Genomic DNA, 12,267 nt, shown 5'->3' on the forward strand with positions numbered 1-12,267 from the left:
AAGTGGACTCCCGATGGAGCGCAGGTTCCAGCGACTCATCTCCCCACCTCGAATTGCGCCAGAGCTTGATCGATCAGGGTCTCAAGCTGCTCGGACAGCGTGCGCACCGTTGGGGCGATGAACAGAAGCGTCGGCGGAAGATCAAGGCCGAGTTGAGCGCTCAGGCGTGTCATCACCTTTGTACCGAAGAGGGAATCGCCACCGAGCTGGAAGAAGTTGGCGTCCCGGGTGGGTGGTCTCTGGTTCAGCACCTCGCTGATCACAGAAGCCACGAGTTCCTCCACCTCCCCGACAGCGGGCTCTTCTGCAGCCGGTCCGAGAGCATCCTTCAGTCGCTCCGCCAGGTTGAATCGTTGCAGCTTGCCGGCGGCACCGCGGGGCAGCTTCTCGACAACAAGGATTCTCGTTGGAACTTCATGGGGCGCGAGAGCCGAGAAGGCATGGGACCGCAGTTCCTGCTCGCTGAGCCTGGCACCGGCCTCAGACGAGCGGGTTGATCAACCGCAGGCCCGGGAAGCGGCGAAAGTCGGCGTCACAGCTATGGACCGAGCCGCCGTGCTCGAGGGCCAGGGCGGCCAGGTGGGCATCCATGGTCAGATTGCCGGCGGTTCCGGCCTGGTCCAGAACCTCGGAGAGGATCTCCCAGTGCCGCGGTCCGGGCTCCAGCAGCAGCACGGTGGGGTGATCGAGCCAGGCCTGCGCTACCTCGATCGCCTGATGTGCGGTCAGCGCGTTGGGGAACAGCCGGGCATTGGTGCAGATCCGCATCACGGCAAGGATCACCACCCAACACAGAGCCAGGGGTTCCTCGCCAGACAGGCACTGCTCAAGCCATGACCTTGCCGCTGCGTGCTTGGGCATGTCGGCGTGCAGCGCATAGACCAGCAGGTTGGCGTCGACGACGATCATTGGCCCTGCATCAACTGGGTCACGATCTCCTGGTCCTCCAGTTCGGCCGCCAAGGTGAGCGCTTTATCGAGATCGACAGGCCACTGGGGCTGGCCCATGGAGAAGGTGGGGCACACATAGCGGTGCCGCGCGGCCTCCACAGGTTGCTGCAGTCCGGCCCGTAGGGTCTCGTTCACCACCTGCTTGAACGTCTTGCCGCTGTCGAGGGCTTTCTGGCGCAGCTGGCGCAGCAGGCCGTCGTCGATGGTCAGGGTGGTGCGCATGGCATCAAGATGCGTCCGCACTTGGCATCATGGCATCAATCTTCCATTCGTCGCCGCAGCTTTCCTGCTGTGGGGTGGTCTCATGGGCGGCGCCACGGAGGCTTTTCAGAGGCGGCTCCGGCCGGGCGGCCGAGGATGACGCGGCTCCGCCTGCCCCGTTGGCTCCCTTGATGCCCGTTGGCGATGATCGGAACATCCGTGATCCGGCGCTAATGGCCGGCCTTTCCATGCAGAACGGCACCGCCGCCGCCCCGTCCACCGGGCAGCCCCTGCGCACCGGCACCATCCACCGCGTCACCAGCGAAACCGACGTGCGCGTGAGCCTCAATCTCGACGGCACGGGCCGCTGCCAGGCGAGCACGGGTGTGCCCTTTCTCGATCACATGCTCCATCAGATCAGCAGCCACGGCCTGCTCGACCTGGAGATTGACGCCACGGGCGACACCCACATCGACGACCACCACACCAACGAGGACGTGGGCATCGCCTTCGGGCAGGCCCTGGCCCAGGCGTTGGGCGACCGGCGCGGCATCCACCGCTTCGGCCACTTCCTGGCGCCGCTGGATGAGGCGCTGGTGCAGGTGGCGCTCGACTGCAGCGGCCGTCCGCATCTGAGCTACGGCCTGGTGATCCCGGCCCAGAAGATCGGCACGTATGACACGGAGCTGGTGAAGGAGTTCTTCGTGGCGGTGGCCAACAACGCCGGCCTGACGCTGCACATCCGCATGTTGGATGGCGTGAACTCGCACCACATCGTCGAGGCCGGCTTCAAGGCCTTTGCCCGTGCCCTGCGCATGGCCACCGAATTGGATCCGCGCCGCAGTGGGTCGATCCCCAGCAGCAAGGGGGTGCTGGAGCGGGCCGGGGCCGCCGGCTGAGCAGTGGCCCCGCTGGAGCGCTTCAGCCGCGCAGGTGCCTGGAGAGGCTGGCGGGCGAGAACAGGAACCCTTCGGCCTTCGCCAGGTCTGCCACGGCGCTGGCATCGACGGCGGCATCCACCTTCTGCTTGAGGGCGGGATCCGCCTCCGCCTTGGCGAGGAAGGCGATCAGTTGAGCTTTTGACACGGGCATTTCCGATAAGTTCGATTTAACCCTAGGCCCGCCTGGTGGATCGGTCTGCCGTTGGGCCGGGGCGAGCGCTGGCGCGGCTGCTACACCGAGGGCAGCCACGCGTCCTTCTGCACTGCGATGCCTGTGTTGGACCTTGGAGCTCAGGGTGCGGAGGTGCTGGCGCTGCAGCAGCAGCTGATCCGCCTCGGTTTTCTGTGGGGTGATGCGGACGGAGTCTTCGGTCCGGCCACGGCCCTGGCGCTGCGGGATCTGCAGCGGCACCTGCTGCTGCGCCCGGATGGCATCGCCGGTCCGCGCACCCAGGCCGCGCTCGCCGGCCCCCCGCCCCTGCCCAGCAGCGCCTACGGACCCCTGATGCGGGAGGCGGATGCGCTCGCATCCCAGGACCTGGCGGATGACGACCACCTGCCGCTGCTGGATCGGGGACTGGACGCCTCGCCATTCCGGGAGGAACCGCCGCGCTTCGCCGCCCGCCTGGCCGCAGCCCCCCCGGCGGCTGCCGAGCTGACCCCCTACCCCGCCCCGGCAGGTTTTGCCGCCTACCCGCCCCTCGGCGTGGTGCCACCGATCGTTTCGGGCCGGGAGGACAGGGGTGGCCTGGCCTTCCTCGGCGAGGCGGTGGCCCAGGCCTGCGTCTGCCTCGGCAGTTTCGCTGCCGATCAGCCCCTGAAGGTGCGCTGGTACGGCCGCCGCGCCCTGGAGGACAACGTGCAGTTCTGGAGCGCCACCAAGTTCATCGCGCCGCTGCAGTTGGTCTGTCAGCTCAACCGCCGCCATCCCGGTATCCCGATCGCCGCCACCTCGGTGCGAAGCCTGGAGGGAGGCCACACGGAAGGCTTCGCGGAGCTGTTCCGCGACCTGGTGAGCTACGCCCCCAGGGCCGGTGAGCGTGACGGGGGTGGCTCCAATCGCATCGCCTACCTGTTCAAGCGCCTGCGACACGGCGACGAGCCTGATCTGCAGAGCTGGCTGCGGCAGGTCAGCGGCAACCCCCGCGCCCTCCTGCTCGGCTGGCATGGCCAGTGGGAGCCGCCACGGGACCGGCCGGATCCCAGCTTCCACAACCCCTTCCGACAGGGCGCCGAGCTGATCGGCCCAGGCGGCGTGCTGCTGCCCCATCGGTCGGAACCCCGCACCCGCAACCTCGTCTCGGCCTACGACCTGGTGCGGATGCTGACGCTGCTCGGCTGGCACCAGCAGCTCCAGCCGGACATCCGCCTGCCGGGAGCCCAGTGGAGCAGCCTGGCGACGCTGGTGGAGGGCCTGGGGCACGACACGGCCCGCTATCTCGATGCCGCCCTCGAGCAGCTGGGCCTGCTGGGGGCGGTGGATGAGCCCGTGATCCTCTCCAAGATGGGCTACGGCGCCGAGACGGGCGATCCCGACATCGACGCCCTCTGCTACGCCGCCTTCGCCAGTTTCCGCGACACCCGCACCACCCCGCACCGGCAGCGCAGCTTCGCCCTGGCCCTGCGGGTGCCCACCAGGCCCGGCTTCGGCCTCGAGGCCGACGCCCGCATGGGTGCCGAGGTGACGGAGCTGGTGCGGCGGATCTTTGCCGAGGAGCTGGCCTGAGCCGGGGCCACGCGCTGCACGGATCGCGGCGGCGGCAAGCCTGGGGCCGCGCTGGCCTCCTCGTGGTCGCCGGCCGATCGGCGTGTCCTGTGGATCCGTCCGCGCCGGGGCCCTGGGGCATGCGCAGGGGCTGCCCTGGATGAAGCCCCCCAGGCCCTGGCGTGTCCTCGCTGCTTCACAGTCCGTTACGTGATGATGGATGGCACAGCGCCGATCGGCGCGCCCCCCTGCCGTGCCTCCCTCCATGTCCGTCGCCACCACCGCCGCCGGCTCCGCTGCGGACGCCACCGCCGCTGACCCCACGGCCCAGCCCGGCGCCTACGACCGTGCCGACTGGGCCAGCGCTTTCCGCAACGTGGGCCTGGAGCTCGACGACGTGCCCCTTACCGCCGCCCGCGGCACCATCCCGGCGGAGCTGCAGGGCACCCTCTACCGCAACGGCCCCGGTCGGCTGGAGCGGGGCGGCCAGTGGGTGCATCACCCGTTCGACGGCGACGGCATGATCACCGCCCTGCGCTTCGAGGGCGGCCAGGCGACCCTGCGCAACCGATTCGTGCGCACGGAGGGCTGGCAGGCCGAGGAGCAGGCCGGCAGGTTCGTCTATCGCGGCGTTTTCGGTACCCAGAAGCCGGGCGGCCCGCTGGCCAACGCCTTCGACCTGCGGCTCAAGAACATCGCCAACACGCACGTGGTGCGCCTCGGCGATCAGCTGCTGGCCCTGTGGGAAGCCGCTGAGCCCCATGCCCTCGACCCCGACACCCTCGAGACCCGTGGCCTCTCTCGTCTCGATGGGCTGCTCAAGCCGGGTGAGGCGTTCAGCGCCCATCCCCGCTTCGATCCGGGACACCATGGCGCCAGGCGGATGGTGACCTTCGGCGTCAAGGCGGGCCCGCGCAGCACGATCCGGCTGATGGAGTTCGCCGCAGGCGACGGCCCCGATGGGGTGAAGGCCGGCGATCTGTTGTGCGAGCGACGCGACAGCTTCAAGGGCTTCGCCTTCCTGCATGACTTCGCGATCACCCCCAACTGGGCGGTGTTCCTGCAGAACGCGATCGATTTCAATCCGCTCCCCTATGTGCTCGGCCAGCAGGGGGCGGCCCAGTGCCTGAAATCCAGGCCGGGCGGCATGGGCCAGTTCTGGCTGATCCCGCGCGAGAGCGGCGCCTTCGCCGGCCAGGAGCCGCAGATCCTGCCGGCGCCGGAGGGCTTCGTGTTCCACCACCTCAACGCCTTCGAGCAGGCCGATGGCACGGTGGTGCTCGAGAGCATCGTCTACAGCGACTTCCCCTCGATCGGCCCCGGCACCGATTTCCGCGAGGTGGATTTCGAGCGCATCCCCGAGGGCCTCCTGGAGCGCTTCACCCTCGATCCGGTGGCCGGCAGCGTCAGCCGCGAGCGGCTGAGCGAGCGCACCTGCGAATTCGCGATGGTGAACCCGCACAGGGTGGGGTTGGAAGCCCGTCACGCCTGGATGGCGGTGGCCGAGCGCGCCACCGGCAACGATCCGCTGCAGGCTCTGATCAGGCGCGATCTGCAGACTGGCGAGGTGCGTGAGTGGAGCGCCGCGCCCCGCGGCTTCGTCAGCGAGCCGGTGATGGTGCCCCGCCCCGGCGGCACCAGCGAGCACGACGGCTGGCTGCTGTGCGTGGTGTGGAACGGCGCCCGTTGCAGCAGCGATCTGGTGATCCTCGATGCCGCCTCGATGGAGCAGGTGGCCGTGGTGGAGCTGCCCCTGGCGATCCCGCATGGTCTGCACGGCAGCTTTGTGGAGGGCTGAGCGAAGCCTGCGGTGGGTGGCAACAGTGACGCCGCACTGAAATCAGGCGGCCTCCAGAACGCCCACCCCTGCGGCCCAGGCCGCTTCCGCCAGGGCGCCATCGCGTGTGGCGATCGGCAGCTGCCGTCGCAGCGCCAGCTCCAGGTAGGCCGCGTCGTAGCTCGTCAGGTCGTAGCGCAACGCCAGGCTCAGCAGGGCTGCTGGTGAGGGAGGCGTGGTGTCGATGCGGATCGGCAGCAGGGCCAGCTGATCCACGATCGTGTGGGCGTCCGCGATCCGAAGCGTCCCCCGCTTGCAGGCGGTGCGCAGCACATTGGTGAACTCGAGCTGCAGCAGCGCGGGGGCATGGGCATCGCTGCGCTGGAGACGGTCGGCCACCGCATCGCCGTAGGTCGTGGCCTGGTCGGCCAGGAACCAGCCACACAGCACGGAGTTGTCGAGCACGAACCCTGGCTCAGCCGCTCCAGCCATCAGTCCAGCCCTTCCCTCGCGATGGCGCGCAGATCACCGTCGAGGGTCAGGTCTGCGCGCAGGGTCCGCAGACGCCCGATGGCCTGGGTGACCATCCGGGCCCGTTCCTCGCGGTCGTCCTGCCGCTGCGGATCAGGCACCAACCTGGCCACCGGCAGGCCCCGGCGGGTGATGGCGATCTCCTCGCCCTGTTCCACACGGGCGATCAGAGCCGAGAGCTGGTTCTTGGCTTCGGCCAGCGGTACCGCGGCGGTCGTGAGGCTCGCAGGGGCTCGGGTGCTCGGAGGGTGCATGGATCTATCCAGGCTGTACTCCAAGCTAGCTAGCTCAATGGCTCAAGATGCGAGCGGTTCGTCTCAGCGCCCAGGTGTCGAGGGCTCCCGCTCGGGCCCCCTTCCGGCGATGGCCTCCAGAGTGGTTCTCAGCTGAGCGGCCGCCATGCCCTGGTTCATCAAGCAGGAGACCTTTCGGCGTCCCTACGCCGAACTGCGCCCGCACCTCGCCGCCCACCGGTCATGGGTGGAGGAGTTGCGCGCCCAGGACGTGCGGATCAGCAGCGGCTATCTGGTCGATGGCGACGGCAAACCGGGAGGCGGTGGCTTGCTGGTGCTTGAGGCCGCCGATCACGCCAGCGCTGAGGCGCTGATTCTTCAGGACCCGGTCGTTGCCAGTGGCCTTGTGGACTGGAACCTGTGCCAGTGGATCGGTGCCGTGGGCGATCTGGGAGTGGGGTGACGGGGGCGATCGGGGCCTTTCTCCGAAGGTGCCCCTGCCGGCGCAGCCGTGCCGCTTGTAGCAACGTTGCTAGCTTCGATGGAGCCCTGGGTTGATCCGCGTGGCCAAGACGATGTCCAGCAGAGCCTTCAACCAGGACGCCGCCGGTGCCAAGCGGGCCGCGAATCAGGAGCCTGTGTTCATCACGGACCGTGGTGAGGCCTCGCATGTGTTGCTTTCGATCGCCGAGTACCGCCGTCTGGTTGGAGCGGAGCGTTCAATCGCCGACCTTTTCGCTTTCCCTGGGGTGGAGGACATCGATCTACCCCTGACCAGAGATGCTGCGTCTGCACGGGTGGCGGATCTGTCCTGAATGTTTCTCCTCGATACGAACACTGTCTCGGAGCTGCGCAAGCTGCGTGCCGGCAAAGCCGATCCGGGAGTGGCCGCCTGGGCTGGCCAGGTTCAGCCCAGCAGATTGTTCGTCTCCGTGGTCACGATGCATGAACTGGAGCTGGGTGTGCTGCTGAAGGAGCGTCGTGATCCTGCCCAGGGTGCTCTGCTGCGGCATTGGCTGGAGCAGGCCGTTCTGCCGGCCTTTGCGGGGCGAATCCTGCCCTTTGACCTGGCGCTGGCACGCCGCAGTGCTGCCTTCCACAATCCGGATCCCCAGTCCTTCGCTGATGGCCTGATCGCCGCCACCGCCCTGGTGCATGGGTTGGTTGTCGTGACCCGCAATCTGGCTGACTTCAAGGCCAGTGGCGTGCCCTTGCTCAATCCATGGCTGGGAGGCTGAACGGCGTCTGGGTGTTTCTGTCGTTCCTGCACGTCGATGGCTCAGGGAGGCGGATCCCGCAGCTCCCGCAGCAGCTCCACCGCTGACCCTGGCGGTCCCGGCTGATCAGCATGAAGGGCGCGCAGGTGGCTGATCCAGTCTGTGTGGTCGCAGGGCAGTATTGCTTCCCCGGCGGCTCTCTGGATGGGCTGGTTGCGCTGTCGTGCTGCTGATGCATTGCGGCAGCGTTCTGGATGGCCTTCATGTCATCAAGTCTCCTCTGCTGCATTCGCCTTCACCCCGCCCCCGTCATCCCACTGCTGCCCGCGCCGACCGCGCCAGCCACAGCCCCAGGCCGATCCAGAGCAGCACCAGAGCGAAACAGAAGCCACTCCAGACGGGCAGGCCCCAGCCGGTCACCGCCAGCGGCGCCACCACCGTGATCACGCCGCCGGCAAGAAAGGGCTGCAGGATCAGCTGCTTGATCGAGAACGGGGTGAGGCTGCCGTTGCGGTCCTCGGGATCGACCATGTTGAGCAGCAGCAGGCCGCTGGCGGCCACACCGGTGGCCTGGCCGAACTCGACGAGGCCACGCTCGAACCAGCTCGCGGGAAGGATCCGCGGCGCCAGCAGCAGGATCACCGCCAGATTCCACACCAGCCCCACGCCCGCCAGCACGGTCAGCGGCAGCCAGTCGTGGGCCAGCAGCGACAGGTCCAGGCAGGCGGTGGCGGCGCTGATCAGCAGATCGGCGCTGAGGGTGCCGATACGCGCCTGCAGCTTCGGCCGCACCAGGGCGCTTCGCCCCGTGCGTTCCAGCAGGAGCCGCATCAGCAGCGAGCCCAGCAGGGCCAGTGGGAATACCGGCAGGGCATCCACCACCATCGCCAGCAGGCCTCCCTGCCAGGCGGCCAGCCGTCGCAGGCCTTCCAGCATCAGCACCCCGATCAGCACGGCTGATCCGGTGAGGGCGAGGTTGATCGCCAAGCTTCTCGGGGTGAGCGGTGGGGGGGCAGCGGCCGGCGCCGCGACGGCGCTGGAGCTCGAGGCGCCTGGTTCCAGGCCCGAGGCCGCTGTCTGCATCGGCAGGGCGCTGACGGAAACGGCCTGACAGGCCGTCGCATCAGGCTCCGGAGCCTGGCCCGAAGCCGATCCGCGGTCCTCGCCTGGGCTGGCCGTTGCCACGGGGGCAGGCACCGCAGAGCCCGCCTGCAGGGCATGCGCTGACTGGATTGCCGCTGCAGGCTGCATGGCCGCGGCAGCCGGGTCGGGAACGTCGCAGCCATCCGCCGTGGGCACGTCGGTGGGCTCAGCTGCCGGCGCAACCGCCAACGCCCCTCCCCGCACCCAGGCGAAGCGGCGGCCGAGCAGCACCAGCAGGCCGCCCACCATCGTCGAGGCCAGCAGGCCCACGGTGGCCAGGGCCAGGCCAAGGGCCTCGCCGCTCTCCAGCCCGAGGCGGGCGTAGGTGGGGCCCATCGCCGCCGCCGAGCCGTGGCCGCCTTCGTAGGCCACCTCGATCAGACAGGCCATCACCGACGGCGCCCCCATCAGCGGCTGCAGCAGCAGCAGCACCGCCAGCGCCGCCACCAGGTACTGGCCGAAGGCCAGGGTCAGAGCCAGCAGCATCTGGGCCGAGAGGGGCCGCCACAGGCCTCCGATCGCCGGCAGGGGCTTGCCGAGCAGCAGGCTGGCGAACACCAGCGTCAGCAGGATCAGCGGCAGCTGGTCCCACAACTGGATCACCTCCGGAGGGATCAGTGGCCAGACCCCGGCGGGGGCGATCAGCAGGCCGAGGCCACCGGCCAGCAGGGCCTCCGGAATCCCCCACTGGTGCGTGCCCAGAAGCCGCCCCAGGCCGGTGCCCAGCAGCAGCAGCAGCGCCAGCAGCGCCATGGACAGAGCCAGGGTGGGCACGCTGGAGCTCAGGGAGGACAGGACCGCGCTGATCCAGGCCATCGATGAGGCTCTGAGCTGCTCGAGTCCCGGCTGGAGCGCAGTGGGGAGGGCCAGCCCCGCTGAGGCAGGGTTCAGGAGAAGGGGCAGCAGGCTGGTGGTCAGGGCCGTCACCGGTCAGGGGTTCAAGGGAGGTGTGCAGACCTGGACCATCCCCGCCACTGTTGAAGCGCCGGGGCGGGGACTGGAGCGGCACCTCCCCTGTCGCCGGGGTCGCCAGGGCCGTTGCCGGTAAGGCTGCCATGGGGGCTGCGCGGCGGAGGGTTCAGCCTGAGGCCGCCCGACTCTGGAATCGTTCCAGGCCTTCCGAGATGGATGCGGGTGTCATCCGGAGGGCAGGCGGAGATGCAGCAGCTCTGTCCTGGCCTGAAGGTCCGCCTTCAGCCTCCTGCGCCCAACCCGAACCGCTCCCGGAAGAAGGCCTCGCTGCGCTCCAGCACCTGCCGCTGCACGGCCCCATCGCGGAAGCCGTGGCCCTCGCCTTCGAACAACTGCAGCTCCACAGGCACGCCGCGGGCTTTCAGCCGCTCCACCATGGCGATGCTCTGCTGCGCCGGCACCACCGTGTCGTCGAGGCCGTGGAAGAACAGCAGTGGTGCGTGGATCCGATCCGCCTGCTGCAGCGGTGAGCGCTGCTCATAGATCGCCCGCGCCGACGGCCAGGGCCCTACCAGCGCATCGAAGTAGCGGGCCTCGAAGCGGTGATCGCATTCCGCCAGGGCCGTCAGATCGGTGACCGGGTAGCGGATGGCACCGGCGCGCAGGGTGTCGCCGCGGGCCATCGCCGCCAGCACCGTGAAGCCCGAAGCGCTGCTGCCCTCCATGGCGATGCGGTCCGGATCGGCGTGGCCGGCCTCCACCACGGCCCGGGCGGCGCCGAGGCAGTCGTCCACGTCCACCACACCCCAGAGCCCGTCGAGGCGTTCGCGATAGGCGCGCCCGAAGCCGGTGGAGCCGCCGTAGTTCACATCCACCACGCCCCAGCCGCGACTGGTCCAGAACTGAATCGCCAGGCTCAGGCCGGTGCGGGCCATGCCCGTGGGGCCGCTGTGGCCGCGCACCAGCAGCGGCGAGGCGGGACCGGCTCCATCCCGGGGCGGGTAGTACCAGGCATGGGTGGGGCGGCCGCCATGGCCGGTGAACCGGAGGGGCTCCGGGCGGCTGATCTGATCCGGAGCCAGCAGGGCGGGCACGGCGGGTCGGTGTGTCCAGGCCACAGGGAGGTCCTCCAGCCAGGCCTCAGCAGGCTGCTGCAGGGCTTCTTCCGGAGAGTCCGCCAGCGTCTCCGCCCTCCGCTTCTGCCGGCACGGACGCTGGAGGGTCAGCTCCAGCAGGCCGGGACCGTCCACAGGGCCGCTGGCAATCGCCACCACCCTGCCGTCTTGGGCGTCGAGGGCGGCCAGATCGTCGAAGGGCAGCGGGATCGGCTGCCAGCGCAGCGCTCCCCTCAGCGCGCCGCTGGAGCTCGCTGGGGCGGGAGGGTCGCTGGGGCTCGCTGCTTCGCTGGCCCCGTCGCGCTGGCCAGGGTTCGTGGTCTCTGCCAAGGCCGCTGGGGTGTCGGCGCCTGGCGTGTCGGCAGCAGTGGCGGCACCATCGCCTGTGGGCACCAGCGCCCCCAGCTCCCAGCGGCCATCACGGCAGCACGCCGCCACCAGCCTCTGGCCATCCCAGGCGGTGGTGCGCATGCCGTACACCCACTGGGGCATCGCGAACTCCGCCTGCATCGGCAGCAGCGGTCGCCACTCGGGCGCCGCCTCCGGTGACAGCGACACTGCGTTCTCAAGCATCTCCAGGTTCCACCAGCCGCTGCGGTCGCCCGCCACCATCAGATCCGGCCCGGCCCACAGGGGCTGGAACACCGAGATGGCCTGCCCCGGGCCTGGGGTGCTGCCGGCGATCGGCCGAACGTCCGTCAGCGCGCCGCCGGCATCGAAGCGCCCCAGCCACAGCACGCTGCGGTCCCAGGGCATGCAGGGCTGCTGCCAGCTCACCCAGGCCAGATGGCAGCCCGAGGGGCTGAGCACGGCGTAGCCGCAGAAATCAGGGCTCTCCCAGAGCACCTGCGGCGTCCCGCCGGCGAGCGGCACCGACACCAGCCGGTCGCGGTCGTTGTGCTCACACACGCCGATCCAGCGCTGCCGGGCCGGGTCGATCAGGCCATCGCCGAACAGGGCGGGCTCCCCGTCGTGCTGAGCATCCGAGGCCGGAGTGAGGCGCACGGGTGCAGGCAGGGGCACATTGCCTGGATCATCGGGCAGATCCAGGCGCCATAGCGAACGCCCCCCCTCGGCCACCACCACCACCGTTGGGCCCTCAGTCCAGCTGCCCAGCGGCGCATGGCCTGGATGCTCTCCTTCCGCAGGACGCTCGTCCGCCCGGAGGTCTGCCATGGACCGGCTGTCGTTCCCGCGTTCGTCAGCACCAGTGCCACCTCCTGCCGACTTTCTCGCGACGCAGTACACGCCCCCGCCATAGCCGTGGATGCGGCTGCGCAGATCCAGCTCCGGGGTGAGCTCCAGCTCCGCGCCCGTGCGGGTGCGCAGCCGCAGGGTGGTGCGACCGCGCTGCGCCGGCAGTTGCTCCAGCCAGAACAGCCGTCCGTCCAGCAGGCGGGGTTCCTTGAGCACCGGCGTCGCTCCCAGCACCAGCTCCGCCGGCAGGGGGCCGGTTCCGCCGGCCTGATCGGTTCGGTTCCGCCCGACTGCGTCCACCCCTGCCTCCATGGCGTGCCTTCTAGGATGAACCCCTGTGATTCC

General features: G+C 69.6%; 14 protein-coding genes. 6 read left to right on the forward strand and 8 right to left on the reverse strand.

Going from position 1 to position 12,267, the window contains the following annotated elements:
• Positions 1-35: 35 nt before the first annotated feature.
• The 3 genes from H8F25_RS13760 to H8F25_RS13770 all read right to left on the reverse strand — a co-directional run bounded on the left by H8F25_RS13760 (position 36) and on the right by H8F25_RS13770 (position 1,172).
• Positions 36-284 carry a phosphopantetheine-binding protein gene (locus H8F25_RS13760; protein ID WP_231596856.1) on the reverse strand — a complete coding sequence of 83 codons (249 nt, stop codon included), beginning with the start codon at positions 282-284 and terminating at the stop codon, positions 36-38.
• Positions 285-480: 196 nt separating this feature from the next.
• The gene (locus tag H8F25_RS13765; protein WP_197210901.1) at positions 481-909 is read right to left on the reverse strand and encodes a type II toxin-antitoxin system VapC family toxin; all 429 of its coding nucleotides are present in this window, start codon (positions 907-909) and stop codon (positions 481-483) included.
• The gene (locus H8F25_RS13770; protein ID WP_197210902.1) at positions 906-1,172 is read right to left on the reverse strand and encodes a hypothetical protein; all 267 of its coding nucleotides are present in this window, start codon (positions 1,170-1,172) and stop codon (positions 906-908) included. Before H8F25_RS13770 ends, H8F25_RS13765 begins: the two co-directional genes overlap by 4 nt.
• Positions 1,173-1,384: 212 nt before the next feature.
• Between H8F25_RS13770 and hisB the strand changes: the two genes are divergently transcribed.
• Positions 1,385-2,050 carry an imidazoleglycerol-phosphate dehydratase HisB gene (hisB, locus tag H8F25_RS13775; protein WP_370525753.1) on the forward strand — a complete coding sequence of 222 codons (666 nt, stop codon included), beginning with the start codon at positions 1,385-1,387 and terminating at the stop codon, positions 2,048-2,050.
• A 22-nt stretch (positions 2,051-2,072) separates the two neighbouring features.
• Here the strand turns inward: hisB and H8F25_RS13780 are convergent, their stop codons facing one another.
• The gene (locus H8F25_RS13780) at positions 2,073-2,237 is read right to left on the reverse strand and encodes a Nif11-like leader peptide family natural product precursor (RefSeq protein ID WP_197210903.1); all 165 of its coding nucleotides are present in this window, start codon (positions 2,235-2,237) and stop codon (positions 2,073-2,075) included.
• Positions 2,238-2,360: 123 nt separating this feature from the next.
• On the opposite strand from H8F25_RS13780, the gene H8F25_RS13785 reads away from it, so the two are divergent.
• Both H8F25_RS13785 and H8F25_RS13790 read left to right on the forward strand, forming a co-directional pair.
• The gene (locus tag H8F25_RS13785; protein ID WP_197210904.1) at positions 2,361-3,818 is read left to right on the forward strand and encodes a peptidoglycan-binding protein; all 1,458 of its coding nucleotides are present in this window, start codon (positions 2,361-2,363) and stop codon (positions 3,816-3,818) included.
• Positions 3,819-4,062: 244 nt separating this feature from the next.
• The gene (locus H8F25_RS13790; RefSeq protein WP_197210905.1) at positions 4,063-5,595 is read left to right on the forward strand and encodes a carotenoid oxygenase family protein; all 1,533 of its coding nucleotides are present in this window, start codon (positions 4,063-4,065) and stop codon (positions 5,593-5,595) included.
• 42 nt (positions 5,596-5,637) lie between these two features.
• Here the strand turns inward: H8F25_RS13790 and H8F25_RS13795 are convergent, their stop codons facing one another.
• Entirely contained in the window at positions 5,638-6,066 is a 429-nt protein-coding gene (locus tag H8F25_RS13795) for a type II toxin-antitoxin system VapC family toxin (RefSeq protein WP_231596857.1), read from the reverse strand.
• The gene (locus tag H8F25_RS13800) at positions 6,066-6,359 is read right to left on the reverse strand and encodes a type II toxin-antitoxin system Phd/YefM family antitoxin (RefSeq protein WP_197210907.1); all 294 of its coding nucleotides are present in this window, start codon (positions 6,357-6,359) and stop codon (positions 6,066-6,068) included. The genes H8F25_RS13795 and H8F25_RS13800 overlap by 1 nt, the downstream gene beginning before the upstream one ends.
• 145 nt (positions 6,360-6,504) lie before the next feature.
• On the opposite strand from H8F25_RS13800, the gene H8F25_RS13805 reads away from it, so the two are divergent.
• The 3 genes from H8F25_RS13805 (at position 6,505) to H8F25_RS13815 (ending at position 7,576) form a co-directional block, all read left to right on the forward strand.
• Positions 6,505-6,801 carry a YciI family protein gene (locus tag H8F25_RS13805; protein WP_197210908.1) on the forward strand — a complete coding sequence of 99 codons (297 nt, stop codon included), beginning with the start codon at positions 6,505-6,507 and terminating at the stop codon, positions 6,799-6,801.
• 112 nt (positions 6,802-6,913) lie between these two features.
• The gene (locus tag H8F25_RS13810) at positions 6,914-7,153 is read left to right on the forward strand and encodes a type II toxin-antitoxin system prevent-host-death family antitoxin (RefSeq protein WP_197210909.1); all 240 of its coding nucleotides are present in this window, start codon (positions 6,914-6,916) and stop codon (positions 7,151-7,153) included.
• Positions 7,154-7,576 carry a type II toxin-antitoxin system VapC family toxin gene (locus H8F25_RS13815; protein WP_197210910.1) on the forward strand — a complete coding sequence of 141 codons (423 nt, stop codon included), beginning with the start codon at positions 7,154-7,156 and terminating at the stop codon, positions 7,574-7,576.
• A 288-nt stretch (positions 7,577-7,864) separates the two neighbouring features.
• On the opposite strand, the gene H8F25_RS17815 is transcribed toward H8F25_RS13815, so the two are convergent.
• Positions 7,865-9,625 (reverse strand): sodium:solute symporter, encoded by a 1,761-nt coding sequence (locus tag H8F25_RS17815; protein WP_370525754.1) that lies wholly within the window; start codon positions 9,623-9,625, stop codon positions 7,865-7,867.
• 266 nt (positions 9,626-9,891) lie between these two features.
• Positions 9,892-12,234, reverse strand: a complete 2,343-nt coding sequence (locus H8F25_RS13825) for a prolyl oligopeptidase family serine peptidase (protein ID WP_231596858.1) — start codon at positions 12,232-12,234, stop codon at positions 9,892-9,894.
• Positions 12,235-12,267 lie beyond the last annotated feature (33 nt).

It is taken from the genome of Synechococcus sp. CBW1004 (assembly GCF_015840715.1).
GTDB lineage: Bacteria > Cyanobacteriota > Cyanobacteriia > PCC-6307 > Cyanobiaceae > Cyanobium.